Raw genomic sequence first — 26,775 nt, 5'->3', positions numbered from 1 at the left:
GCTTAACTGGCCAGAGAAACCTGATCAAAATACTTTTTCTGCTCGGGGAAGCTATCCTCTTTAGCGCAGACTTCACGTATCGCGTTCTCAAGAATATCGATACCGGCGGCCAGGTTCTCCATGCTGATAACCAGAGGACAAAACAACTTAATGACCTGATCATCAGCACCACTGGTTTCGATAATCAGACCATTCTGGAACGCTTTGGAGGTAATTTTGTCTGCCAGTTCACCGCTGACGCAGTTGATACCCTGGAACATGCCCCGACCCCGGGTGGAGAAATTGCCATCACCATACTCTTCAACAAATTTCTCCAGTCGCTCGGTGATATAGCGCCCTTTACGCTGAATATCGGAGGCAAAGGCGTCGTCGGTCCAATAATGATCAATCGCGGCCTTTGCAGTAACAAAAGCGAAGTTGTTGCCACGGAAAGTACCGTTATGCTCACCAGGCTTCCACTGATCCAGTTCCGGACGGAACAGAACGACGGCAAAAGGTAAGCCATAACCACCCAGGGATTTAGACAACGTGACGATATCCGGTTTAATGCCCGCTTCTTCAAAGCTGAAGTAGGTGCCCGTTCGGCCACAGCCCGCCTGAATGTCATCAACAATCAGCAACACCTCGTGTTTACGACAGACTTTTTCCAGCTGTTGCAGCCATGCAACAGAGGCTACGTTAATGCCCCCCTCACCCTGGACCGTTTCTACGATGACCGCGGCTGGCTTATCGATACCACTACTGGAATCTGTCAGGACTTTATCCAGATACACTGTGGTATCGATATCATCTCCCAGATAGCCATCAAAAGGCATCCGGCTGACACCGCTCAGACTGACACCGGCAGCCCCCCGGTGATGAGAGTTACCGGTAGCCGCCAGAGCCCCCATCGTTACGCCATGGAAGCCGTTAGTGAAACTGATAATGTTTTCACGGCCGGTGACATTTCGTGCCAGTTTCAGGGCTGCCTCAACAGCATTGGTTCCGGTAGGACCGGTAAACTGCATCACGTAATCCAGATCTCTCGGCTTAAGAATTTTTTCATTAAACGCCTCGAGAAACTCGCCTTTGGCTTTAGTGTGCAGATCCAGGCCGTGGGTGATACCGTCTGCATGGATATATTCCAGCAACTTCTCTTTGAATAATGGGTTGTTATGACCATAGTTCAGGGTTCCGGCACCGGCCAGAAAATCAAGGTAGCGGTTTCCGTCTTCATCGTAGAGGTGCTCTCCCTGGGCCTTATTAAAGACACGGGGGAACGAACGGGCATACGACTGAACTTCAGATTCAATCTGTTCAAAAATTTTCATAACAGTACTCTTGGTAGTAATTGACGGATAATTTATATAGAACTACGAAATATTAGTGATGGAGCGGACCGATACGGACCAGAAGCTCGGAGTCGTGCTGATCATTAAAATGAGTGCTACGATCAAATATCAAAGCTCGCTCAAGGAGCGCATTACACTGGCTTGCCAGACGCGTAAACAAGGCCCATGAAGGGGCGTTATCTTCGGTAATTGTTGTCTCAACATGAGACACCGAACGGTTCGCTTCTGCTGCCAGTAGCTGCAACAGCATCTGTGTTGCAAGTCCACATCCACGGGCGTTCGGGGAAACTGCTACCTGCCAGACAAACAGCGTGTCAGGTGCCTGCGGCTTATGATAGCCACTGATAAAGCCAACCACCTGCCCCTGATATTCAGCGAGTATCGAGGTATCTGAAAAGTGGCTGCATTGCAGCAGATTGCAATAACAGGAGTTACTGTCGAGTTCCGGGATGTTGTTGATCAGTTGATTCACTGCATAACCATCAGCAGCTGTGGGGTTGCGTAAAGTTACGCTTGAGATATCCATCGTTCCTCTAATATTTAGAATTGCATTTATTTAGCTTTACTAATTACTTTTATATTATAAAACATACTAACCAGCGTTAAACAACCTATATAAACGGTTATTTACAAGATAAGTCAGCAAAATATACTTTGAGATACAAATTATCATGATTATAAAAACAGAGTTTCATAGAAAAAATCTGAAATATCCGTAGAATAGCCAATCAAAATACAGCCGGGACAGGTCATGGAAAACAGCCAGAAAGCATTGGTACTTCTGCGTCAGATTATTCGTTCTACCGATATGCAGGAGAAGGATATCAGCCGTAGTACGGGAGTTACCCCGCCACAATTGATGTTGATGCAAACACTGCGGGAAAGCACTCAGCTAACCACCGGTGAACTCGCTAAAGAGATGGTACTGACTCAGGCAACCGTCACCAGCATTCTCGACCGCCTGGAAAAAAAGGAACTGATCGCCCGCGAGAGAGGCAAAGAGGACAAACGAAAAGTCTGGGTCAGTCTGACCGAAAAAGGCACGGAGCTAATGAAAGGCGCTCCGACAACACAGCAGGATATTTTTGTCAGAAATTTCGAAGATATGCAGAACTGGGAGCAATCAATGATCGTTTCCAGCCTGGAGCGAATTGCATTTATGCTTAACGCACAGCACCTGGACGCAGCCCCACTATTAGATATCGGCGAGCTGGATCGATCCCAGCAGGAATTTTCAAAAAGCTGACCGCGGGGAAAAGGCCGATATAGAATACCGGCCAGCAAACCATTAGTGGATAAGCGGACCCGCGCTGTCATCACCCGGAAGTAACGGATGACCACTGCTATCACTCCCCAGCACGCCGCGCTCGACAGCCAGCTCTAATAACTGGGAAACCACCATCTGAGTCAGATGAGCACTGACAATCATACCCGCCGGCGGATCCCCCTCAAACATCTCCTCATCCACCATGCCATCGCCCCGCAAGCCCAATAGCAACGGATTTTCCTCCACCAGCGGAGCGATATCATCAGGGGCAAATAATGAATGCTCGGATGCAATCTGCAGCGCCAGTGAGTAGGCATTCTGAGGTTCGTCGCTGAGTCGCTCAGCAAAGGCTGACTCAGCATTATTCATCACCCGGGTCAGCAGACTCTCACCCGGCAACACCAGGTTCTCACGGGCAGTCTCAGAGAGACTGTAGTCTACGTTAGCCGCCAGCGGCTCAGGCAGCTTCAACTCCTCTGCATCGAGCATCAGCCGCCCTTCACCATCCACGGTCAGCCAGCCATACTCCAGAGCAACATCAACCAGCCCCTCCATCATCGCCGCAGCGATATTGGCACAGATAATCATCCCCACGCTCGGATTATCGCGCTCGCTCTCGCTGGAAATAAGATTACCCCCGCGAGCGGCCAGTAACGTCGGATCTTCAGCAATGATCGGAGCCAGCTCATCAGCACTCAGATAGAGACGCTCATTACAGATCGTCTCGGCGGTGGTGTAGGGGTAACGACCATCATCCTGCTCCATAAGAACCAGGTAATCCGCCCTGACCCGCTCAATCAATCGGGTTAATAACTGACTCATTTTTTATCTCCGCACTGCAGTTAACTACAGATTTACCTATATCACTAACTTTAGCCGATCTTCCCCAATACCGGCCAATCTATACTCTATACTAATGTTTATACAGTCTCAGCCGAAGCAGTATTCAGAGGCAGAAATCTTCAGTAAAAGGGCCAGATTTCATACCTCTGCGAATCAAGACAACAAGGGGATGGATCATGTTTAGTCAGATACCCGGGTGCGCATTTACTGACGAAGAAGACGAAGAGGGAAGCATCTACATACTATCGGACAACTAATGCTATTGAACTGATAACGCTGTATCAATGATAGGTCAGCCCGATCGGACTAATCTGATTGCGCTGCTGATCAAAACAGTTACGTAGTTCAGACAACGGCTGCAACGCATAATCTACCGGATCCGGTGGCAGATCATACCAGTCCAGGGTTGAAACCCGGGTCATAAGGTCGTATTCACCAATTAAAGCATCCAGATAGATCATCACCGCTTCAATACGCGGCTCCATATCCAGCGATGCAGGCAGATCCTGCATGTAGATATCCAGGTGATACCGCCCGGACTCCATGCGGTAACCAAACCAGAACTCATCCAGCTGGAACTGCTCATCACCGAAATTAACTGTGGCAGGAACCGGGTCATAGCGATTATTAAACGCCACAAAACTGACCCCGCCAATATCCGGGGCTGCTCCCACAAGGGTTAACACCGCGGTAATTGATTCCGGATAACCATCACAACCAAAGATCATCTCAACATCACCCTCACCCTCTTCACGCTCGAAATGAAAGGTCAGGTTAGCATCGATACTTCTCAGACTGTTGCTGTATTCCAGTAACAGTGATTCGTTATCAAACTGATTTTCAGACTCACTGGTAAGCAGCCGGTCTATGGTCTGCTCTACCTGCTGCCAGAAACTCTGGATTTTATCGCTCGGCTCAATCATGTACGGGGAACAACCACTCCTGTTTGCCCCTGATATTTGCCATCACGGTCTTTGTAGGACGTTTCACACACCTCATCGGCCCCCAGGAACAACATCTGAGCAACCCCCTCATTGGCGTAAATCTTCGCCGGCAGTGGCGTCGTGTTTGAAAACTCCAGCGTCACATGACCTTCCCACTCGGGCTCGAGCGGTGTCACATTAACGATAATACCGCAACGGGCATAAGTGCTCTTGCCGAGGCAGATAGTCAGCACATCACGGGGAATGCGAAAATACTCAACGGTACGCGCCAGAGCAAAAGAGTTGGGCGGAATAATACAAACATCAGACTTCACATCGACGAAACTACCGTCATCGAAATTTTTCGGGTCAACGACAGAAGAGTTGATGTTGGTGAAAATTTTAAATTCATCGGCACAACGAACATCATAACCGTAGCTGGATGTACCATAGGAGATCAGTCGCTCGTCACCACGACGACGTACCTGACCCGGTTCAAACGGTTCGATCATGCCCTGTTCAATTGAAGTGCGGCGAATCCAGGTGTCTGATTTGATACCCATCTTTTCAGTTCCAGTTCTCTGTTATTTTGTGCGGCCGCACATAATATCGTTTTTGCTAAAAAAAAACCGCATTTTCAGAAAAAAAATGCGGTCTTCTGCTATCGGCAACCGGGTTGCAGAGTTACAACTGATTAGTCCCGGTTAACCGAGATATTCGGCATCGCCTGCTGCGCGCCACTACGAGTTTTTAATGCATCGACAACCTGACGGGCAGTCGAACGGTAGACCTGAGACTCCGGACCTTCAGGATCTGCAACCAGCGTTGGCTTACCGCCATCTACCGCTTCCCGAATAGCCATTTTAAGCGGCAACTGACCCAACAACGGCGCGTCGTATGCACGGGACAGGTCTGCACCGCCACCGCTGCCGAAGATCTCTTCAGCATGACCGCATTGACTGCAGATATGCACACTCATATTTTCAACAATTCCCAACACCGGAATGTCCACCTTACGAAACATCTCGATCCCCTTACGGGCATCCAGCAGAGCGATATCCTGCGGTGTGGTGACAATCACAGCGCCACTGACCGGCACCTTCTGGGAGATAGTCAGCTGAATATCCCCGGTACCCGGCGGCATATCAACAAACAGGAAATCCAGATCACTCCATTCGGTCTGAGTCAGCAACTGCTGCAAAGCGCCACTGGCCATCGGTCCGCGCCATACCATCGGCTGCGAGTCATCAATCAGAAAGGCGATCGACATCACCTCCAGACCGTGCGCCTTAACCGGCTTCATCGCGTTTTCACCGACCGGTTCAGGACGGGTTGTCGGAGCAACGCCCAGCATCGTCCCCATACTCGGGCCATAGATATCCGCATCCAGAATACCCACACGATACCCTTCTGCCGCCATCGCCAAAGCCAGATTTACCGTTGTTGTAGACTTCCCCACGCCCCCTTTACCGGACGCAACAGCAACAATATTTTTAATATTTTGCATGAAATAACACCTTAGCCTGTAGCTTTACTACGCATAAAAACAATAACCAACTGTATTAGTCAGGTATTATGACTGAAGCAGAGAAAAAGTTCCATGCTCAATATGACGCGTTACTTCAGGACTCAACAACTCACTCTCCATAAGCCTCTATTCTGAAGGCATCGAGCGTATACCCGGATGAACCAAGCTCATGGATGGTTGTTTTAACACTCAACGTGCCAACAACCCAGATAGCATCATAAAGGTTTTCTACATTAACCCCCGGCTCAAAGGTTACATGAATAATCTGATTGGAAGGCGGCGGCGGGACATGAATACAGGCCCCAAAATAGGGAACCAGAAAGAACTCAGTTACATTCAGCCCTTCCTCTACCAGCGGCACAACAAACCCTGGAATGCGGATCATTTTACCATCCATATCTTTTACTACCGGCGCAGAACTCAACGCTTCCATCATCGCTTTAAGCTTTATCTCAGCCATTGGATCATAGTCATCCAGTGAGGAGAACTGACTGGTATCGAAGGCCGCCATAGGCGAGTAATCCGCGGGCATTAAGCTATCCCAGTCGATCTTCTCAACCCGCTCACCATTCACCGTCTCCCCTCGTACAGCGGTAGCACTAATAAGCAGCAGAGCAGTCAGCAGAATTACTATTTTATGTATCATTGTTTCTCTTTTCACTTTGTTACAAACGAACTGTCATACCATCTGCAAGGCTGTAACGATAAGCAGCATAGCCTGGCAGTACGCCACACAGAAGACCCGTAAAAAACACCAGCGACAGCAGTTTAAGCTCATATACTCCCGGCAAACTTAACTCGATGAAGAGACCGAAATGGCTTTCAATTAATGGCATAAAGATAGCCAGGCCACCATAGAGAAAACTCATCGCCAGAAGCATACCAGCCAGCGTCAAACCACCGGTTTCCAGCACTAATAATAAACAGATCTGCCAGGGCCTGACACCAATCGACCGTAAAATCGCCATCTCCCGACGACGTTCATTTAAGCTGGTCAGCAACACCGTCAACATACCAAACAGACCGGTTGCCACCACAAAAGCCGATATAATCAGCAGCGTACTTTCAACGATGCCCAGCATCCCCCAGAGCTCCTGTAGTGCCACTCCGGGCAGAATTGCCTGTAACGCTTCCTGGCGATAGTTATTCACTGACCTTTGTAACTGAAAAGCTGACATCTTTGACTTCAGCCCCACCAGCATCGCAGTGATCTGTTTTGGTTCCAGATTACGCTCCGACAGCGGAGCCTTCCCACCGGACCCCGGTATATAGCTACCGGATCGCCAATCAATATGAATCGCCTCTATTGCTTCAAGACTGACATGCAGCGTGCGGTCAAGCGGCGTTCCGGTTGGCTCCAGAATACCAACGACGGTAAAGGGCTGATCTCCATGTTTGCTAAAGCTGGTGCTGCCAGTGCCATGGCTGATAACCACTTTCTCACCTAACTGATAACCCAGCGTCTTCGCTACCTCAAACCCCAGCACCACATCATGCAGAGCGGCAAACGGAAGCCCCTTGCGAAAGGCTAAGGCGTGGTTGCGCCCATAACGGTAATGATTAAAATAATCTGTCATAGTACCCAGCACCCGGTAGCCCCGATGCGAGTCTCCCAGAGAGATGGGAATCGTCCACTCCACAGCTTGCTGGGATGCGATCTGCTGATAACTCTCCCAACTGATATTGTTGGTTGCATTGCCTATCCGGAATACCGAGTACAACAACAACTGCACAGACCCGGAACGGGCCCCGATAATCAGGTCCGTACCAGAGATGGTAGAACTAAAGCTATGCTTCGCTTCCGTTCTTATTTTTTCTACGCCAAGCAACAGCGCGACGCTCACAGCGATCGAGATCATCGTCATAATCGCAGTCAGACGCCGGTTATAGAGGCTTCGCAATGCCAGCATCAAAACGACCTTCACACGAGCTCCTCTGCATGATTAATATCACGCAATGAGATGATCTGACTAAAGTGCGCTTCCAGTGAACTGTCATGGCTGACAAAAACCAGCGTGCTGCCAGACAAGTCACACTCTCCGATCAGCAGGTCAAGAAAACCGTTCCGGCTATCACTGTCCAGTGCGGATGTTGGCTCATCTGCGATGATCAGCTCAGGGCTACCAATCAACGCTCTGGCTGCAGCTACCCGCTGTTGCTGACCGATACTAAGCCTTGTCACCCCACGGCCATGCAACGCGTCGCTGACCATTCCCAGATGTTTAAGCAGCTGTGTCGCGGCCTCCTCGAGTGATCCGTACCGTTCAGTCGCCCGCGCTTTACGTCGCTTTGAAAAGAGGCAAGGCAACATCACATTATCCAGCACAGAAAGGTAGGGAAGCAGATTAAACTGCTGGAATATTAATCCAATATGATCGGCCCTGAAATTATCCCGCCAGGCACTACCCTGATGATGCACAGCCTCTCCCAACACCCTGACACTACCCTGCCGGGGCGTATGTATTCCAGCGATCAGATTAAGCAGCGTACTTTTACCACTGCCCGATGGGCCTTTCAGAAAGACCCGTTCTCCGGAGGCAACGCTCAGCTCTGGAATATTCAGTACAGGCTGCCCCTCAGTCCAGCCGAAGACAACACTATCCAGCTCAATAATCGTTTTTTTCATCTCTTGCATCGGTTAGAAGCTTAAAAGCTCACCCATCGGTTTTCACTGTCCAGCTGCTGATAACTTTGTCCGGCTGGACCAATTAACTGTACCTGAAGATGTTTCATCTGTGGGTAATACTGAAATAGCTCCAGCGAAAAGCCATTTAACAATTCTGCAGATCCGCAGTGAAACTGATATGACAACATGAAGTCGCTGTGATCAGACCCTTCGCGATCGCGATCTCCTTCATGATCATGCCCGGCTTCATGCTCATTCTCATGTTCGTGTTCATCATGGCTATCCACCAGGGTCGTTTCAACTTCTGCCAGAACGGTGTTACAGGCAGAGCCTTCAGGAAAAACAAACAACCGCTCCGGCTGTTTCAACTGTGCAATGACTGAGGTCAGCGCTTGCTGTTGCTGCTCATCCACAGGGGCATGCTCAAATCCAACAATATTAGCCGCCGGAGAGCTAATCTCAATCTGTAACTCACTGCCTTCCAAAACCACGGCCATATCTGCCTTACCATGCTCATGACTCTCGAGCTGGCGCTCAAAGCCTTCAGCAACAACGACCGGCGCAACCAGTGATAATAACACTCCACCCAACAGCTTCATCTGGCAAATCCTCAATATCCAAAAAACAAAATGTTATATCATAACAAAATACAATCAATACTTTCCTTTCTGATCTAAAGCCGGCACGCAGCCAAAACGGTAATACATAGTCGTTAATTAGAGTGAATAGGCAGCAATCACGCGGATACCCTCATGAGTTGCTGATACACTTCCAAAAGATGAACATTCTCCGACGCCTCAAGCTCACGGAGATATTGCGAGATAAAGTCCCGCAGCCTAATCAAAGACCCGGGACTTTGCAGATGCTCAGAGAGTCGTTAAGCAGAAGCCGTCAACTGCCGGGCTACAGCTTTCGCCGCCGGATAGTTCGTTTTACCGCTGCCCAGCAACGGAATATCATCAACCCTGAAGACTTTGGCCGGTAACATCAGCGGAGGCACTCCCTGACTGGCCAGATGACTTCTGAAGCTTGCAGGATCGATATCCGCAGCCACCAGCAGAACAACCTGTTCGCCTTTACGCTCATCCGGCAGATTGATCGCTACCAGCGCCGACTCATCATCCGCGAGGTGCTTTCTGACCTCCTGTTCAACCGCCCCCAGACTGATCATCTCGCCGCCAAGCTTGGCAAACCGTGAGTAACGATCAACGATAGTCAGAAAGCCATCTTCATCCAGATGCCCCTTATCGCCGCTTTTATACCAGCGCAACCCATCCAGCTCGACAATCACCTCAGCGGTCTTTTCCGGATTATTCAAATAGCCCTTCATAATCTGAGTGCCGCCGATCAGAATCAGACCATCTTCACCCGTTGGCAACTCTTCCAGCGTAACCGGATCAACGATACGGAAAGTCGAGCCCGGCAGCGCCAGCCCTACAGTGCCCGGACGGGTACCCACCTGCACAAACCAGCCATCAACAGAAAGATGATCGGGTAAATTTACACTGGCAACCGGGGTGGTTTCAGTTGACCCATACCCCTCAATCACAGGCACCCGGAAGCGGGACTCAAACGCCTGCTGTACCGCAGGGTCGAGCCTTTCGGCCCCGGCAACCGCCACCCGAATCGACTGAAACATCAGCGGGTGAAGTTTTTTACTGCGGGTATAGAGACGTAAAAAAGTGGATGTCGCGCAGATCATCGTGGCCCGGTATCTGGCCACGCCCTTGCCTATATTCACAGCATCGGTGGGATCCGGGTGACACACTACCGGCAACCCCTCTATCAGAGGCAAAAAGGTCGTCACTGTCAGGCCAAAGGCATGAAACAGCGGCAGCGTCGCCATAATGCAATCATCTTCACGGACATTCAGCACATCAGCAATCTGGCGCAGATTGGCGAGAATATTCCGGTGACTGAGCATGACACCCTTTGGCGCCCCCTCACTACCGGAGGAGAACAGAATTGCGGCGGTATCGTCCATCTTCGTACCCGCCCCCAGCCACCACTGCAGCAGCATGGTTGGCAGCACACTGAGTAATAACATTGTCGCCAGCGCTTCAGTTTTACCGATCCCTGCTCTCAGATCCTCCATGTAAATCACCTGACGCCCCTCAAACAACGCTTCGGGATCAAGCCCCCGGGCTTTGAGTTTGCTGACAAACTTATGCGCCGTCAGGATAGTGGCCACCTCGCCCTGCTCCAGCGCAGCAAGCTGTGCCGACTCACTGGCAGTAAAGTTGATATTGACCAGTGTCCGGCCGGCAAACAACCCCGCCAGATTAGCGATAGCTCCGGCACTGGACGTCGGCAGCAATAAACCCAAACGCTGACCGGGCGCCCTCTTCAACCGCTGACTGAACAGCACCACGGCGGTCAGCAAGCGGCGATAACTCAGTGGCTCCCCCTGCACATCACTGATCGCCATATCGGACATGGCACTCTTGGCAGTCCGTATAAAGCTTTGCGGCAGTGGCCGGAACGTCCGGGTGTATCGCTCCCAGGTATGAATCGACAGTTCAGCAACCTTCTTTTTAACCTCTGAAGCACTACTGGTCACCGGCATCGGCTGACCGTAGGCAACAATAACATCACGCTTCAAGCCGCCCCGGCGAATCATCTTCATCTTATCGGTAGAACGGGAGAAACGACTGCCCCATAAGCCACGCAGATAGAATGGAACGATAACACCCTCAGCCTCTTCACAAGCCCGTTCAAAGCCTTTCTTAAATTCACCGATCTGACCGGTGTGACTGATCGCCCCCTCGGGGAACAGACACACCACGTGCCCGGCACTGATCAGCTCGCCAACCGCCTGTAATGCATCCCGGCTATGACCACTGGAGATCGGAATCACCCGATACATCGACAGAAACCACTTCAGATACCAGCGTTCGTAGATTGAGCGTTCCATTACAAAGTGAATGTGGCGGGGACAAGCCATCTGAATCATAGCCCAGTCCAGCCAGCTGATATGATTACCCAGCAGCAACACCCCCTGACCCGAACGGGGCAGATTCTCAAAGCCCAGCACCTGCAGGTTGTATTTACGTCGGATTAAGCCTGCCACCAGTACCCGCACCAGCGCCTGAGGCAACATACGAATGGCGCACAGAGCGCCAATAACGCCCAGTAACGCAAGTAACCAGAGCAACCAGAGACCATCAATGCCGGCCCAGGCGAACAGTACCGTGAGTGACAGAAAGCTGAGCATCGCTATATTCTGAATAAAGTTGCTGCCCGCCAGCACTTTACCGGTCTCATTGCTGCCGGCATTAAACTGAATCAGTGCCTGAAGCGGCACATTTAACAGCGCCCCGCTCAGTCCGATCTGAAAGAAAATCATCCCCTGATAGAGTACAGACGAGGCCTGAGGGAGCAAAATCAGTCCCGCTGCAATTCCGACAGCGCCCAGCGGAATCAGGCCGATATTGATATAGTGGGGAGACCAGCGTCCGGCCAGCACCGAACCGGCCATAATACCCACCCCGGCGAGCGCCATAGTGCCCTGAATGACAAAGGTGTTATGGATACCATGATGTGTTTCTGCCACTGCCGGAAAAACCGCCAACATCACCTGACTGACCGACCAGAACAACGCCACACCGATAATCGATAACCAGATTGTCCGGTTATGGTAAATCATCGACAGATTGCGGCTTAGCGTCTTTCCGGTACGGTATGCCCGCCAGTCATAACGGACCTCACGGTCGGTGTCACGTATCTGGGGCAAACGGTAAGCCAGCACCAGCTCAAACAGAGACCCGATCACCAGTAACCAGCCAAGCGGGGCTATCATTAGCAGACTCTGCTCAGGAGTTAACTGAAAAGCACCCTCAACACGGGTTTCAAAGAGCAGCGAAAAGACTGCGATACCCGACAGGATAGCGATCATCGTAACCGCCTGAACCCAGCCGTTACCTTCCGTAAGATTATCTTCGCCCACCAGCTCACGGATAAAACCATACTTAGCTGGCGAATAAAATGCACTTTGCAGCGCCAGTACGAAGGTCAGCGCAAAAGCAGTGATAAACCATCCCTGGTAATAACACAGGGTGATCAGCAGTGTTGCGCCGACAGCAGCCCAGGCAGAAAACTGCATCACCCGGTTTTTGGGATATTTATCGGCAAGAAATCCAGCCGGAGTAAAAAGCATAATAAACGGCAGCAGAATCAATCCATTAACCACGGCGGTCAGGACGATCTGTACATCGCCATCATAGGCTTTAAACAACGTATTCTGGATAATGATCTTATGACCAAGATCGACAAAGGCATTGATAAAGGCGATGACAATGAATGCCAGAAACCCTTTGATACGAAGAAGTGCTGACATCCTACTCTCCCTGACAGAACGAATGAGCCACTAAAAATGCCGCTGACGCGACCATCGCCGTTGAAAATATAGCCCTGAGCATAACATTACCTCCCGATAAAATGACGTTCAAAGTATCTTTTTATCGTTAAAGCAACACCACCATCTCAACAAGAGTAGCGGAATATAATACCCAAAGTGTATGTGCACCGGTCTGAGAAGAACTCAAACCAGTGACTGGCTTACTTTCGTGTCAGGTAAACACCGCACTCAAGGTGATGGGTATATGGAAACTGATCAAAGAGTGCAAAACGCTGCAACGTATGGGTCTGAGTCAGCTGTTTAAGATTCTCCAGCAGGGTTTGCGGGTTGCAGGAGATATACACAATATTATCGTACTCCGCGACCTGCTTAACGGTTTCATCATCCAGACCACTGCGCGGCGGATCCACCAAAACAGTACTGAAGTTATAACTGGCCAGATCGACACCGCTCTGTTTCAGGCGCCGGAACTCACGCACCCCCTGCAGTGCCTGAGAAAACTCCTCGCTGGACATCCGCAGAATCTTTACATTATCAACACCGTTGGCTTCTATATTGAATTGCGCGGCATTGACAGAGACCTTAGCGATCTCGGTGGCAATGACCCGATCAAAATTATCGGCCAGTGCCATAGTGAAGTTACCGTTACCACAGTACAGCTCAACCAGATCACCGCCAGCATCACGCGTCACATCCACAGCCCACTCCAGCATCTTAACGCAGACACTACCATTGGGCTGTGTGAAGCTGTTCTCTACCTGCTTATAGATCAGTTCGCGGCCATCGACCCGCATCTTCTCTATGGCATAATCCTGATCCAGAACGATCTTGGTTTTACGACTACGACCGATAAAGTGAATTCCAAAATGCTGTTTAAGTTTTTTGGCTTCCTCAATCCAGGCCTCATCAAGCGGTTTGTGATAAAGCAGGCTGATAATTAACTCACCGGACAGGGTACTGAGAAAGTCTACCTGAAACAGTCGGCGACGCAGCAGCTCATTGGGACGCAGATAATCCAGCAACTTAAACATCACCTGCTGAATCGGTTCAGACACCATCGGGCAGCTTTCCAGACGGCTGTGCTGATGCTTATCACCCGGCTTGAACATCACATAATAGAGATCATCGCCTTCGTGCCAGACACGAAACTCGGCGCGCAGACGATAGGCGGTCTTTGCCGATTCGAACAGCTCAACTTCAGGCAGATTAAAATCGACAAACTGCTGTTCAATGTCAGTTTTTTTTTCGCTCAGCTGAGCATCATACTGGGACGGATCAACAACAGGCAGCGCCATCTAAACCTCGGAATATAGAATCAAAAACAGGCCGCGCATTCTATCAGCCTGCCCCGATCACTCCAAGCTTTCACTCACGTTTACAAGCGGTTTAAAAACCATTACCGGCTCCGGAATAGAGTTGCGCCGCAAAATCTTCAGACATCTGCTGCCAGCGGGGTAGTTTATCTTGCAGTCCCAGGCGGATCAGATATTTCTCACTGATCTGACTACTGATACGGCAATTATTGACATTAACCACATCTGGCAAAATAGAATCGGCCAAATGAACCGCGGTTAATGGAGTAAATTTCTCACTGGATGTTGCGTTCGGGTTTGAGTGATAGAGAACAGCTTCCACCACTTCCGGCGGCAGGTTCCAGAGTCCCAGCATATACGCACCAACTTCCATATGCGTGACCCCCAGCCGGAGTTTTTCAATCGCATAAAGGGGATGATTCAACCGCGCTGCTTCCTGAAGCACTTCACTGTACTGCTGTGTTTCACGGGTTGCGATTACCAGCATACCGATATCCTGAAGCAGCGCAGCCAGGAACGCCTTATCGGCGATATCAGCACTTACGCGCTGTTCCCGGCAGATTGCCCGGGCAAACCGGCCGACCACCATGCAGCGGTCAAACAGGTTTTCGAAGGAGAATCCGGACCAGTTTCGGTCCTGAGGAAAGTGTTCAAAAATGCGCGAAACCAGAAACAGGTCACGAATCTGCCTCACCCCGAGAATCACCACCGCATCTTTGATTTTATAAACCTTACTGCTGAGTGCAAAGAACGCCGAGTTAACCAGCTGAAGTATTTTGGCACTCATCGCCGGATCCCGCTCGATGATGGCGGCAATCTCTGCCGCCCCGGTTGTATCAGATGCCAGTGCATCATTGAGCGCAACATAAACACCCGGCATAGAGGGCAACCTTTCGATCGCGCCGACATACTCCCTGATCACCGGTTTATTACTTGACTGAATGAGACGCAGGCTTTGCCCGACCTCATGGAACAGCTCGGTAACACCCGAGGTAAACAACAGCGAGCGATGACAAAGCTCAGATGCTTTAGCCACCTGATAGGTCTGCAGCCCATCATTGAGCATAATCCGGATAATACCAGGATACCTGGCAACAACTTTGCGCAACCAGTTATAGCGAAACTCAAAATTGTCCTGGCTCAGCTGAACAACAATCACCTGATAGTCCCGCCGACCGAGCATCTCCATGGCCTGATCAGGCATCTTAGCCTGATTCATTACGACCTTGCCTTTCAGCTCTGCGGGGACATTACTCAGATCGGCCAGCGGCTTGCCGAACCAAAGCACCGCAATTTTTTCTTCCTTAAGAATATATTCGAACATCACCCTCTCCCTATACGCAATAGAGCGGCGCCCCCACCCGCACTCTAAACTTGCTATAGCTTCACTCAAACATTAATTTAACAGATTCCTGCGGATACCTGTGAAGGTGTTCATGCTGCGTTTTATAAGCGTCTTAACCGCCAATGGAGATACCTTCGGTGTTGCAAGCATATCTCAGTATTGACGCTACCAGAAAAACAACAGTATAGCCTTTAAATTACACCTCCGACGTTGCCCCAACTGGCGACAAATACCCACGGCAAGACGTCACATAAATCGACGACTCACAGTTTATCTAGCCGTTTTAGCTTTTTTAAAAATAACTGTCCAATGGTTGTTACCCAATATAGTTAGAATAAACCGACAGACTTAATTCCCGACCCGGAGAAAAAAGATCCCCCTCCCGTGCTGTAATTTCAGCCATTTAAGAGTAAAATTCCGCGCTTATCTCTGCAACCTAGACCTGCTCCGAATCATGACTGACACACAACGTAAGATTCTTGTTACCAGCGCACTGCCCTATGCCAACGGCCCGATACATCTGGGTCACCTGGTAGAGTATATCCAGACTGACATCTGGACCCGCTTCCAGAACCAGCGCGGCAATCACTGCACCTATGTCTGTGCGGATGACGCCCATGGCACCCCTATTATGCTGAAAGCAGACCAGATGGGGGTTACACCAGAGGAGCTGATTAGTCAGGTAAGCCAGGAACACCAGCGTGATTTCGCAGGCTTTATGGTGGGGTTTGATAACTACTACTCCACTCATTCCGAAGAGAACCAACACTTCGCCTCGCTGATCTATACCCGCCTGCGGGACGGTGGCCATATTTCGAAAAAGACCATCACCCAGGCATATGATCCGGAAAAGGAGATGTTCCTGCCGGACCGTTTCGTTAAAGGCGACTGCCCTAAATGTGGCGCTCAGGATCAGTACGGCGACTCCTGTGAAGTCTGCGGTGCAACCTACAGTCCGGTTGAACTGAAAAATGCTTACTCCGCGGTCTCCGGTGCCAAACCGATTGAGAAAGAGTCTGAACACTACTTCTTCAAACTGGCTGATTTTGAGCAGTTCCTGCGTAACTGGGTCGATACCTGCGTGCAGGAGCAGATGATCCATAAACTCAACGAATGGTTTGAGTCAGGCTTGCAGAACTGGGATATATCCCGCGATGCGCCCTACTGGGGCTTCGAAATCCCCGATGCGCCGGGCAAATACTTCTACGTCTGGCTGGATGCCCCTATCGGTTATATCGCCAGTTTCAAAAACTGGTGTGATAAAAACTCAGTCGACTTCGATGAATACTGGAATGAAGCATCCGATACCGAGCTGTATCACTTTATCGGTAAGGATATCGCCTACTTCCACACCCTGTTCTGGCCCGCCATGCTGGAAGGCGCCGGTTTCCGAAAACCAACTAAAGTGTTCTGCCATGGTTTCCTGACCGTCAACGGCCAGAAGATGTCGAAATCTCGCGGCACCTTTATTATGGCGGAAACCTACCTGAAGCACCTGCGCCCTGAATATCTGCGTTACTACTTTGCTGCCAAACTGGGATCGGGTATTGATGATATCGACCTGAGCCTGGACGATTTCCGCATGCGGGTTAATGCCGACCTGGTAAACAAGGTGGTCAATATTGCTTCCCGTTGCGCCGGATTTATCTACAAGAAATTCGATGGCCGACTGGCCGGTTCACTGACAGAGTCCGCGTTATATGAAGAAGCGATCGCTTCCGGTGAGCTGATTGCAAACGCTTATGAAGCACGGGAGTTTGGCAAGGCGATGCGTGAAATCATGCATCTGGCCGACAAAGCTAATCAGTATATCGATGCCGCTGAGCCCTGGGTTCTGGCCAAACAGGAAGGCAAAGAGCAGCAGGTTCAGGATTGCTGCACCATGGGTATAAACCTGTTCCGGGTCATTATCTCCTATCTCGCTCCGGTATTGCCTCAGGTAGCTGAAGACACTGCAGCATTCCTGAATATTGACGGTTTTGCCTGGGACGAGATTAAGACTCCGCTACTGGACCATCAGATCAATAAGTTTAAGCCTCTGATGCAGCGCGTTGAGGAAGACAGCGTTAATGCCATGATCGAAGACAGCAAAGCAACCCTGGCAGCAATCGCAGCTTCAACGCCGGCAGCGCCTGCGGCTGAGAAAACCGAACTTGAGAAAAACCCGGTTGCCGATGAAATCACTTTTGATGACTTTGCCAAAGTTGATCTGCGGGTTGCCCGCATTGCTAAAGCTGAGCATGTCAAAGGCGCCGATAAGCTACTACAGCTGACGCTGGACCTGGGCGATGAAACCCGCAATGTATTTGCCGGCATTAAGTCCGCTTACAATCCAGAAGACCTGGAAGGAAAGCTCACTGTAATGGTAGCAAATCTGGCACCCCGAAAGATGAAGTTCGGCATGTCAGAGGGAATGGTTCTGGCCGCTGGTCCGGGTGGAAAAGATCTGTGGATTCTTGAACCCCATGAGGGCGCTCAGCCCGGCATGCGAATCATGTAAGAGCTACTCTTAAGGTTATCTTTAATGGTTTATCTTAGTTATCTTAAAAGGCACTGGAGAGTGCCTTTTTTATTGAGGAAACGAAATGGCGCAGGAAATTGAACGTAAGTTTCTCGTGAATATAGATAAAGTTGACCTGCCAGAACAGGGCCTCATAATTTGTCAGGGTTATATTCAGACCGCAGACAAAACAACTGTACGTATTCGTATCATGGGCGATAAAGCGTTTCTGACCCTGAAGGGAGAAACCCGGGGTATCTCCCGCAGTGAGTTTGAATATGAGATTCCTGTTACAGATGCCCGGCAGATGCTGGATGAGCTTTGTAAAGGCCCGGTGATTGATAAGACCCGCTATCTGATAACTCACAAAGCCCATCTCTGGGAACTGGATATTTTCACCGGTGACAATAAAGGTCTGGTCATCGCAGAAGTAGAGCTGGACAGTGAAGATGAACAACCTGAGCTGCCGGACTGGATTACTGAAGAGGTTAGCGGCGATAAACGCTACTATAACTCCAACCTGCTGACCCACCCTTTCAAAAACTGGTAGACCGATGACCATACTACACCCGTTTGAACACCTGACCCCCAGCTTTATTCAGGACGCTATTGAAAGCCTGGGCTATCTCTGTGATGGGCGGGTATTTGGTCTTAACAGCTACGAAAACCGTGTCTATCAGGTCGGCATTGAGGAAAGCGAGCCGCTGATCGCTAAGTTCTACCGTCCTGCCCGCTGGAGCAGAGAACAGATTCTCGAAGAGCATCAGTTCTGCTTTGAACTGATGGAACAGGAACTGCCAGTCGTTGCACCCTTGATACGCGGGGGCGAAAGCCTGTTCAGTTTTGGCGACTTTATGTTTGCCCTGTTTCCCCGCAAGGGCGGTCATGCCCCGGAACTGGATAATATGGATAACCTGTTCACACTGGGACGGATGCTCGGCCGGATTCACACTATCGGCGCCAGCCGCCCTTTCATCCACCGACCGGAGATTGATATCGCCAGCTACGGTCATGAAAGCGCAAAGCTGATCAGTCAGCAGTTTATTCCGGCCGAACTGAAAACCTCATACGACACACTCACGTCAGATCTGCTCAGGCTGATGGAGCAAAATTGGCAGGTCTGTGAACCGATCAACCGGATCAGGATTCACGGTGACTGCCATATCGGCAATATACTCTGGCGCGATGACGCGCCACACTTTGTTGATTTTGATGACGCCCGCATGGCTCCGGCCATTCAGGATATCTGGATGCTGCTGTCCGGTGACAGAGACAGCCAGCAGGCGCAACTGCTGGAGATCATCGAGGGCTACAGCGAATTCTGTGATTTTAATCCGGCTCAGCTAAGGCTGACTGAAACGCTACGCACCCTGCGGATTATGAACTATGCCGCATGGATCGCACGCCGCTGGGAAGACCCCGCTTTCCCACATAATTTCCCATGGTTTAACTCTGTACGCTACTGGAGTGACCATATACTGGAACTGAGAGAACAGCTATTTGCCCTGCAGGAGCAGCCGTTACAGCTGTATAATTAACAAGCGTTGTTCGTTGTTCAGGATGGACTGTGACCTGCCCCGATATATCATTTTACTGTGGGAGCGGCTTCCAGCCGCGAATGAAAATATCAAGCAGGCTTTTCCGAGCAACGCGCAAGTCACGCCTTTTGTAACGTTCGAAAAACAAGCTACGGCTGTTAGAGCGACCTAGTCACTAACCGATTTTGAACCACTCGCCGCAACTTTCCACGCCAAACACGCCATCCCGCTCCTCGGCCAGCGCTGCCAGTTGATAGAAAACGTTGCGGCTTAACCGTCCTTCCATCCCATAACGCACCATCAGATAGGGAGAAGGCTCTCCGGTATCCGGATCAGTTGCCACCCGCAGCGGATGCTCCGCTGAGGCGATAACAACATCGTCGGTAGATGAGGTAAACACCAGCTCTTGGCCCTGTTCAACCTGACGCACCTCAAGGCCGGTGAAAAAGAACGGGACATCCTCTACCTGTATCCCGACCTTCTCAACCGGGGTTACCAGAAAATAGCGATCACCTTCACGCCACAGAATTGTAGAAAACAGCGTCACCATTGCGGGCCTTTTTATCTCGCCACCTTCATGTATCCAGTGACCGTCGCGGGTAATCTGAATATCAAGGTCACCACTGAACTCAGGCTTCCACAGATGCACCGGAGGCAGTGAAGGCGATTTTTTCAGGTCACTGCTCAATACTTTCTGGATCGATTTAAGATCCGGTTTTTTATCACTCACGATATATCGCTCACTCACTGACACACGGGTACCTTTTATTGTATTTCAACTGACATTAAATCGGCTCATACAAACCACAAAAAATTTCACCTTATAACTTAAACACATGAAAGTGATTCATTGTTAGAATAGATCCTGCTAAAACAGCAGTCGAAACAGCGACGCATTGCAGATTTAACAAACTTACGGATACCCAGATGAGCAACTCACAACTGAAACAGAAATTCGCCGACCCAAAGCGCGGCGTCTATTTTATTGGCACCACTCCGCCGAAGTCCTCTGTTTCTATGGAGCAGTTGTCCGAGATCGGTAATAAGCTGTTAGAACGTCTGCAGCAGATCGACTATGACGGTGTCATCGTTTATGACATTCAGGATGAGAGCGACCGCATCGACAAGCCTCGTCCGTTTCCGTTTATGAATACCCATGATCCCCGTGACTACTCAGCGATTCTGCGGGAGAAATCCGGACGCCCGGTGATTACCTATAAAAGCGTATCCCAGCGCAACAAAGATGATTTTAATGAGTGGCTGGACAAGGCCTGGTGCCCGCATGGCGTGAGAGATATCGTTCTGGTCGGCAGCCCCTCCTCCGACGGAGATATCAAACTCACACTGCCACAAGCCTATAGCGCCCTTAAAGAGCACCCCCTCGACTTTAATCTGGGCGGTGTCACTATCGCCGAACGCCATGCCAGTAAGGGCAATGAACACCTGCGCCTGCTGGAAAAGAGCGCTCAGGGGTGTGAGTTTTTTGTCTCGCAAGCAGTCTATAATCCGCAGGCCACCATCGATCTGCTGAGTTCCTATGCCCGGGAGTGCAAAGAACGTGGCGTTGATCCCAAACGAATTATCCTGACCTTCTCCCCCTGTGGTAGTGCCAAAACGCTGGAATTTATGGAGTGGCTGGGGATCTCTGTACCCCAGGCAACCGGTCACCGGATTCTTGATGCTCATAACCCACTGGCCGAATCGATCCGCATCTGTCGCAACAATCTGGATCAGATTCTGGAAGCCTGTGGTGGTCTGGGCATCCCCCTGGGTCTGAATATTGAAAGCCTGACCAACCGTAAAGAGGAGATCGATGCAGCGATCCGCCTTTATAAACTGCTCAAGGCCACACTCGATCTGAAACTGGCCGAGCTGGAACTTTAACTGAGACGACTGCTGCAATAAAAAGCCCGCATTCTGCGGGCTTTTTTGCTTATTCCTTATCACCCCCAACGGCAACAGATTCAGCCTCAGGCTGCTTCAACGCCTCAAGCACTGCAGTCAGCTCCTTATACTGATCAGGTGCCCAGATAATCTGCTGCTGATCAAAGTCGATGTTATACCGGCCACCTCCCAGAATATCCATCCCCAGAAGTCCGTCAAATGGCTGCGATCCGCTGGCTGCTATCACCGCGGTAGATTTGTTTTCAATCCGGTAGGGCCCCAACTCCAGCCGGTCAAATACCACTCTTTCGGTTTTGATCAGCCCACCTCCGGCAACCTGTGCATAGCTGGTGTCGCGACTGACAGCCTTCAGTGAGCTGACACTCCCCTTATGCAGCACTGTCATACTGGCGCCGGTATCCAGAAGCAGGTGCAGACTGGCCTTGCGCCCCCGCCAGACGACGTTAACCGGAACCAATACCTGATTACCTATAATCCTGACCGGAGTGGTCATCTGCTCAAGTTTTTTGCCCAGCTCACGTATCTGCTGCTTTCTCAGATATTCATCACTTAGCTTCTGACGACTTTTCTGGCTGGCCAGCTTTTCCGCTTGTGTCATCAGTACAACCTCTACCTGCTGACTGGCCTTGCGAAACTGGGGGGGGATTTTATAGGGGCTATCGACGTAGACTTTTCGACCATTAGCATCGGTATAATGCAGAATTTCCGCAGATGCAGAAGATGCGAGCGTGACTATCGCAAAGAGCAGGACAGGTAAAATTTTCATGGATCGGCACATAACATTCACTCCCTGTTTTTGCATCACCGGCATCCTGCCGGTATGGGAAACATCAGTTCCAGAACTGATAGATGCCATTTAACAGGAAAACCGCAACAATCGCCATAAACAGCAACATAAAACGGATCATCAGGCAGAACCTGCACACTTTTTTCCGCTTTGGGACTGTCATCTCAGCCTCCCGCCAGTTTGACGGTAAAACCCTGCCGCTCAAGCAATTGCTTTAGTTTTTCCCGATGATCGCCCTGTATCTCAATAATCCCATCCTTGAGTGAACCACCGGTGCCGCATTGCTGCTTAAGCTTTTTGGCCAGATCTTTCATCTCTTTCTCCGCCAGTGGCACGCCGCTGATCGTTGTCACGCCCTTGCCTTTTCTGCCAGAGGTTTCCCGGCGAATCCGGACAATACCATCCAGACTATCCAGCCTTTCCTGATCGGACAACTGATCACAGATACACTGATCAACAGACTCTTTACACCCCGGGCAGAGCGCCCCTTTCTCAGTGGAAAATACCAGATTACTTAACTGATCACGCATTGACACGACTCGATACCCTATTGATTACAGAATGCAGTTAGTTAACGGACATACCACCTATCTGACGCGACAGGTAGGCAGCGTAATTGTCGGTCATTCCACCGATAAAATCGAGTACCCGCATGTAAGACTGATACAGAGGCCACTCCGGATCAGGGCTGTGAATCCCCATCAGGCTGATAATTTTCTGACTACGATAACTGAGCTGATCACTGGTCTGGGTGTGCTGTTCATAGGCCGCGGCGCAGAAAGAATCCAGCAGACTTCCCAGAGTACTGTAAGCCCCCACCTCAAGCTCTGCTTTACGATTATCCGGAAACACCCGATCACGGGCCAGAGTTTTGGCTTTTTCCAGCCCCTCACACACTTCAGGGTGACCGTCAGCCAGTAACTCACCAGTATACTCACCCGCCATAATCTGCGACAGATTTGCCATAAATGCAGAGACGGTAGATTCAACCATGTTTTCCATCGCCATGCCGCGCAGTGCAGATATTTTTCGACGCGCTGACGCCTGAGTGAAAAAGATCTGATCTTCATAATTAAGATCACCACAGATCTGCAGCATGATCGGTTTAATATCATCAAAACCGAGAATATTCAGCTCTATGGCATCCTCCAGATCAAGAATCGCGTAGCAGATATCATCTGCAGCCTCAACGAGGTAGGCCAGTGGATGACGGCACCAATAGTCTTCTCCCAGTTTAATCAGGCCCAGCTCCCGACCCAGTGCATTGAGAATCTCCCGCTCGGTACCGAAGCTGCTGAATTTACCTTTCTTACCCGCCCGCTCCACAGTCCAGGGATATTTCAGCAGGGTTCCCAGTGTCGGGTAGGTCAGCCTCAGGCCACCGTCAAACAGGTGATTTTCAATCCGGGTCACTACTCTGAACCCCTGGGCATTACCTTCAAAGGTTTGCAGATCAAGCAGCTCCGCTGCTGACAGCTCTTCAAGGTAATGTTTCGGTGCCTTATGTTTGAACCAGTCCCGAATGGCAAACTCCCCCGCATGGCCAAACGGTGGATTACCAATATCATGCGCCAGACAGGCGGACTGCACGATAGTCCCGAGATCGTGAGGGCTGATCCATGATGGCAACTGATCCTGTAACAGCTCTCCGACCCGTATCCCCAGACTCCGTCCCAGACTCCCCACCTCTATACTGTGGGTCAGGCGGGTATGAATATGATCATTCAGTGATAACGGATGCACCTGAGTTTTTCGTCCCAGTCGCCGAAATGCACTGGAAAAAATGATCCGGTCATGATCTTTATGAAAATGGCTTCGTCCAACCTCTTCAGGTGTTAGGTTTTCATGACCATAACGCTTAGTCGTTAGAAGCTTGTCCCACTCCATTTTTCAGATCCGTCAAATTCTGTTCGCTCCAGTGTGCGATATAGATTAAAGCAAATCAATCTATACTCAGGACTGGCGGGTAGAGATTAGCGTGACGCTACCTCTATTAGTATTTATTACAACCACAGAAAAGAATATTCGTTTAAAAAATATTAAAAAATCATCCGCCATTTTCACGAAGACGGCATTAACAAAGAGAAAATACGCTTATATATCAGAATGATAACAAATCAGTAACGTTTCTTTTTTAAAACCACTTAAAACCTAGCCCCCATCAACAGCAGGCTTCATGGCGTACAGACGTTTCACTCATTCATTGATAATGCGACAATTTGCCACATTCAGATCCTCACCGGGATCAGTGACAATTCATTGCAGAGGAAATACCCGGAAATGCCACAGCCTGAAGCCCAACAAAGCAGGTCACAATACCTGTATCTGATCCTGCTAGGAGGATTTATTCTGGCAGTATGGCTGGGATCTTCACTGTTCAGTTTACCCTCCGTTGAAGCACCGGGAATCGCCAGCAACTGTGATCTCAACAGTCAGAGTTGTACTGTCGATATGGGAGAGGTAAGTCTGACTCTGGATATTCAACCTCGCCCTGTCCGCTCTATGGCGCCACTTAACTACCGGGTCAGCATTGATGGAGCCAGCGCCAGCAACGTGGTGATTAACCTGCAGGGCAGTGAAATGTATATGGGTATCAATCAGACTCAGTTAACCGCTGTCGAAAGCCAACCTGGTTTTTTCAGTGGTAAAGGTGAACTGGCAGTCTGCACCACCGGTGAAATGTTATGGAGACTGACTGTCTCGGCAGAAACCGCTGCCGGGCCGTTAACCACCTGGTTTGAATTCAGAGCAAAATAATGGCAAACAATCTGGCAACACTACGCAACCTGTTACTCCTGACACTGGCCCTGCTCGCAGGCATTGTCACCGCCTATATACTATCTCCACAAAGCAGCCCTTCTGGTCAGCCAATGTTTAAAACCCTGGGAGGGAATTTCACGCTGCAGGGTGTGAATGGCGATGTTTCACTACACGACTTTAAGGGAAAAGTTGTTGTGATCTATATCGGCTATACCCACTGCCCTGATGTCTGTCCTACGTCTCTGGCGGTAATATCACAGGCGATGAAAAATCTGGATGCCAATCAACGGGAACAGATTCAGCCGATCTTTATCAGTGTTGACCCTGATCGGGACACGCCCGAACAACTGGCTGAATATAGTGCCTTCTTCCATCCATCCTTCATCGGCGTCACTGGTAGCCGTGAAGTGATTGATCAGGTGGTATCCCAATATGGCGCATTCTACCGCATCGTGGAGATGAAGGACTCCGCTATGGGCTATGCCGTTGATCACTCCTCACGAATATACCTGATTAACAAGCAGGGCGAACTGAGCAACACAGTAGCCCATGGCGCACCGCCTGAACAGCTGGTAACTGAGATAAAAGAGCTACTCTGAATATCATTTAAAACTAACAATTCCCCTGAACATACCGTACGGGACGCTATAAACAACACCGCTATCAATAGCACTGATATGGATACGACCGTTATGAAAAAGCTAATTACACTGGTTGCCACACTGACCCTGTCCGCCTCCGTTTTTGCCGAGATCAGCGTTGATCACCCCTATGTCCGGGCAGTCCCGCCGGGGCAGCCGAACAGCGCTGCCTTTATGACCCTGAAGAACAACGGCGATAAAGAGGTATCTCTGGTTTCAGCGTCCACCTCCGTCGCGGAGGTAGCTGAGCTGCATGCCCACACTCATGAGGGAGGGATGATGAAGATGCGCAGAGTTGCTGAAATGACAATACCCGCCAATGATCAGGTAGAACTGCAGCCCGGCGGCCTGCATATTATGCTGATCGGCCTGAAGCAGGCTCTGGTTAAAGATCAGACCATCGACCTGACGCTGAACTTCAGCGATGGCAGTTCAGAGAAACTGGACCTCAACGTAACAGATGTAATGTCGGGTATGGGCAATATGCAAATGCATAAAGGCATGAAAAAACAAATACCCTGATATCTGAAACGCTCAAAAAAACCGGCAGATTACGCCGGTTTTTTATTATTTTCCATCCAGTGAAAATCGCTCAGCGCTGAGCGGAGCTGTTGCATAATAGCTCTGCAACACCTTAATCAGAGCAGCAGGACGTTCAGGAATACCGTCAGTAAGATAGGCTTTCACCTGCGACAACACATTTTCCTTGAACTGCTCACTGGCACCAATCGCACTGCCTAGATTGTCAGCACTGAAATGGAATTTATGGCCCGCGGCTTCTGAGAGCAACCACTCAAGCGCCTGTGGCCTAACCTCAACCCTCTCAAATTCGGCCTGTTCGCTGGCAGTCCGCCCATCCGGTTTGTACCAGTAACCGAAATCAACCCGCTCACGCCGCTGCGCTCCGGCAACACACCAGTGGCTGATCTCATGCAGGGCACTGGCAAAAAAGCCATGAGCAAAGATAATCCGATGCTTTGGATGTTCGGCATCGGCGGGAAGGTAGATCGGCTCATCATCTCCTTTCACCAGCTCAGTATTCAACGTTTCACTGAAAAGTCCGTTAAAAAGACTGATCAGGCTTTCCGGGGTTCGTTCTGTCATATTCTCT

26 protein-coding genes are annotated in these 26,775 nt (G+C 50.2%); 8 read left to right on the top strand and 18 right to left on the bottom strand.

From position 1 onward, the window contains the following. Positions 1 to 2: 2 nt before the first annotated feature. Together ectB and ectA are read right to left on the bottom strand one after the other, a co-directional pair. Complete coding sequence (ectB, locus tag KDX31_05655) at positions 3 to 1,310, bottom strand: diaminobutyrate--2-oxoglutarate transaminase (protein UTW04491.1); 1,308 nt, start codon at positions 1,308 to 1,310, stop codon at positions 3 to 5. Positions 1,311 to 1,362: 52 nt separating this feature from the next. Further along, entirely contained in the window at positions 1,363 to 1,857 is a 495-nt protein-coding gene (gene ectA, locus KDX31_05650; protein ID UTW04490.1) for a diaminobutyrate acetyltransferase, read from the bottom strand. Positions 1,858 to 2,082: 225 nt separating this feature from the next. On the opposite strand from ectA, the gene KDX31_05645 reads away from it, so the two are divergent. Further along, positions 2,083 to 2,577, top strand: coding sequence for a MarR family transcriptional regulator (locus KDX31_05645; GenBank protein ID UTW04489.1), 495 nt, complete (start codon positions 2,083 to 2,085; stop codon positions 2,575 to 2,577). 42 nt (positions 2,578 to 2,619) lie between these two features. On the opposite strand, the gene KDX31_05640 is transcribed toward KDX31_05645, so the two are convergent. The 11 genes from KDX31_05640 to KDX31_05590 form a co-directional block, all read right to left on the bottom strand. Next, positions 2,620 to 3,420, bottom strand: coding sequence for a hypothetical protein (locus KDX31_05640; GenBank protein ID UTW04488.1), 801 nt, complete (start codon positions 3,418 to 3,420; stop codon positions 2,620 to 2,622). A 302-nt stretch (positions 3,421 to 3,722) separates the two neighbouring features. Beyond that, complete coding sequence (locus KDX31_05635; GenBank protein ID UTW04487.1) at positions 3,723 to 4,364, bottom strand: hypothetical protein; 642 nt, start codon at positions 4,362 to 4,364, stop codon at positions 3,723 to 3,725. Continuing rightward, complete coding sequence (locus tag KDX31_05630; GenBank protein ID UTW04486.1) at positions 4,361 to 4,927, bottom strand: dCTP deaminase; 567 nt, start codon at positions 4,925 to 4,927, stop codon at positions 4,361 to 4,363. Before KDX31_05630 ends, KDX31_05635 begins: the two co-directional genes overlap by 4 nt. Positions 4,928 to 5,058: 131 nt before the next feature. Then, on the bottom strand, positions 5,059 to 5,871 hold the full coding sequence (gene apbC / locus KDX31_05625; GenBank protein ID UTW04485.1) for an iron-sulfur cluster carrier protein ApbC: 813 nt from the start codon (positions 5,869 to 5,871) through the stop codon (positions 5,059 to 5,061). A 130-nt stretch (positions 5,872 to 6,001) separates the two neighbouring features. Further along, positions 6,002 to 6,538: a DUF3299 domain-containing protein gene (locus tag KDX31_05620; GenBank protein ID UTW04484.1), complete on the bottom strand. Its 537-nt coding sequence runs from the start codon at positions 6,536 to 6,538 to the stop codon at positions 6,002 to 6,004. A gap of 19 nt (positions 6,539 to 6,557) precedes the next feature. Then, entirely contained in the window at positions 6,558 to 7,817 is a 1,260-nt protein-coding gene (locus tag KDX31_05615; protein UTW04483.1) for an ABC transporter permease, read from the bottom strand. Then, positions 7,814 to 8,527, bottom strand: a complete 714-nt coding sequence (locus KDX31_05610) for an ABC transporter ATP-binding protein (protein UTW04482.1) — start codon at positions 8,525 to 8,527, stop codon at positions 7,814 to 7,816. The genes KDX31_05615 and KDX31_05610 overlap by 4 nt, the downstream gene beginning before the upstream one ends. Before the next feature lie 11 nt (positions 8,528 to 8,538). Continuing rightward, positions 8,539 to 9,117, bottom strand: a complete 579-nt coding sequence (locus KDX31_05605) for a DUF2796 domain-containing protein (GenBank protein UTW04481.1) — start codon at positions 9,115 to 9,117, stop codon at positions 8,539 to 8,541. 278 nt (positions 9,118 to 9,395) lie between these two features. Beyond that, positions 9,396 to 12,854, bottom strand: a complete 3,459-nt coding sequence (locus KDX31_05600; GenBank protein UTW04480.1) for an acyl-[ACP]--phospholipid O-acyltransferase — start codon at positions 12,852 to 12,854, stop codon at positions 9,396 to 9,398. Positions 12,855 to 13,075: 221 nt separating this feature from the next. Beyond that, positions 13,076 to 14,170: a tRNA (uridine(54)-C5)-methyltransferase TrmA gene (gene trmA / locus KDX31_05595; protein UTW04479.1), complete on the bottom strand. Its 1,095-nt coding sequence runs from the start codon at positions 14,168 to 14,170 to the stop codon at positions 13,076 to 13,078. A 91-nt stretch (positions 14,171 to 14,261) separates the two neighbouring features. Next, positions 14,262 to 15,512, bottom strand: coding sequence for an HDOD domain-containing protein (locus KDX31_05590; protein ID UTW04478.1), 1,251 nt, complete (start codon positions 15,510 to 15,512; stop codon positions 14,262 to 14,264). Between the two features lie 475 nt (positions 15,513 to 15,987). Here KDX31_05590 and metG point away from each other — a divergent pair, with 475 nt between their 5' ends. The 3 genes from metG (at position 15,988) to KDX31_05575 (ending at position 19,571) form a co-directional block, all read left to right on the top strand. Next, positions 15,988 to 18,033: a methionine--tRNA ligase gene (metG, locus tag KDX31_05585; GenBank protein UTW04477.1), complete on the top strand. Its 2,046-nt coding sequence runs from the start codon at positions 15,988 to 15,990 to the stop codon at positions 18,031 to 18,033. 85 nt (positions 18,034 to 18,118) lie between these two features. Further along, complete coding sequence (locus tag KDX31_05580) at positions 18,119 to 18,583, top strand: CYTH domain-containing protein (protein ID UTW04476.1); 465 nt, start codon at positions 18,119 to 18,121, stop codon at positions 18,581 to 18,583. 4 nt (positions 18,584 to 18,587) lie between these two features. Then, the gene (locus tag KDX31_05575) at positions 18,588 to 19,571 is read left to right on the top strand and encodes a serine/threonine protein kinase (protein UTW04475.1); all 984 of its coding nucleotides are present in this window, start codon (positions 18,588 to 18,590) and stop codon (positions 19,569 to 19,571) included. Positions 19,572 to 19,746: 175 nt separating this feature from the next. On the opposite strand, the gene KDX31_05570 is transcribed toward KDX31_05575, so the two are convergent. Continuing rightward, entirely contained in the window at positions 19,747 to 20,301 is a 555-nt protein-coding gene (locus KDX31_05570) for a DUF1285 domain-containing protein (GenBank protein ID UTW04474.1), read from the bottom strand. A gap of 197 nt (positions 20,302 to 20,498) precedes the next feature. Here KDX31_05570 and KDX31_05565 point away from each other — a divergent pair, with 197 nt between their 5' ends. Beyond that, complete coding sequence (locus KDX31_05565; GenBank protein ID UTW04473.1) at positions 20,499 to 21,455, top strand: hypothetical protein; 957 nt, start codon at positions 20,499 to 20,501, stop codon at positions 21,453 to 21,455. A 49-nt stretch (positions 21,456 to 21,504) separates the two neighbouring features. Here the strand turns inward: KDX31_05565 and KDX31_05560 are convergent, their stop codons facing one another. The 3 genes from KDX31_05560 to KDX31_05550 all read right to left on the bottom strand — a co-directional run bounded on the left by KDX31_05560 (position 21,505) and on the right by KDX31_05550 (position 24,150). Next, positions 21,505 to 22,278 (bottom strand): clan AA aspartic protease, encoded by a 774-nt coding sequence (locus KDX31_05560; protein UTW04472.1) that lies wholly within the window; start codon positions 22,276 to 22,278, stop codon positions 21,505 to 21,507. Positions 22,279 to 22,427: 149 nt separating this feature from the next. Continuing rightward, the gene (locus KDX31_05555) at positions 22,428 to 22,793 is read right to left on the bottom strand and encodes a translation initiation factor Sui1 (GenBank protein ID UTW04471.1); all 366 of its coding nucleotides are present in this window, start codon (positions 22,791 to 22,793) and stop codon (positions 22,428 to 22,430) included. A gap of 37 nt (positions 22,794 to 22,830) precedes the next feature. Beyond that, positions 22,831 to 24,150, bottom strand: coding sequence for a deoxyguanosinetriphosphate triphosphohydrolase (locus KDX31_05550; GenBank protein ID UTW04470.1), 1,320 nt, complete (start codon positions 24,148 to 24,150; stop codon positions 22,831 to 22,833). Between the two features lie 393 nt (positions 24,151 to 24,543). Here KDX31_05550 and KDX31_05545 point away from each other — a divergent pair, with 393 nt between their 5' ends. From KDX31_05545 to KDX31_05535, 3 genes are all read left to right on the top strand, one after another. Beyond that, positions 24,544 to 25,020 carry a hypothetical protein gene (locus KDX31_05545; protein UTW04469.1) on the top strand — a complete coding sequence of 159 codons (477 nt, stop codon included), beginning with the start codon at positions 24,544 to 24,546 and terminating at the stop codon, positions 25,018 to 25,020. After that, positions 25,020 to 25,622 (top strand): SCO family protein, encoded by a 603-nt coding sequence (locus KDX31_05540; GenBank protein ID UTW04468.1) that lies wholly within the window; start codon positions 25,020 to 25,022, stop codon positions 25,620 to 25,622. The genes KDX31_05545 and KDX31_05540 overlap by 1 nt, the downstream gene beginning before the upstream one ends. Before the next feature lie 93 nt (positions 25,623 to 25,715). Beyond that, positions 25,716 to 26,186: a copper chaperone PCu(A)C gene (locus tag KDX31_05535; GenBank protein UTW04467.1), complete on the top strand. Its 471-nt coding sequence runs from the start codon at positions 25,716 to 25,718 to the stop codon at positions 26,184 to 26,186. 45 nt (positions 26,187 to 26,231) lie between these two features. On the opposite strand, the gene KDX31_05530 is transcribed toward KDX31_05535, so the two are convergent. Then, positions 26,232 to 26,768, bottom strand: a complete 537-nt coding sequence (locus KDX31_05530) for an elongation factor P hydroxylase (GenBank protein UTW04466.1) — start codon at positions 26,766 to 26,768, stop codon at positions 26,232 to 26,234. Positions 26,769 to 26,775: the final 7 nt, after the last annotated feature.

The organism is Amphritea atlantica (assembly GCA_024397875.1).
Taxonomy (GTDB): Bacteria; Pseudomonadota; Gammaproteobacteria; order Pseudomonadales; family Balneatricaceae; genus Amphritea; species Amphritea atlantica_B.
This window is presented reverse-complemented; position numbering and strand designations above follow the sequence as displayed.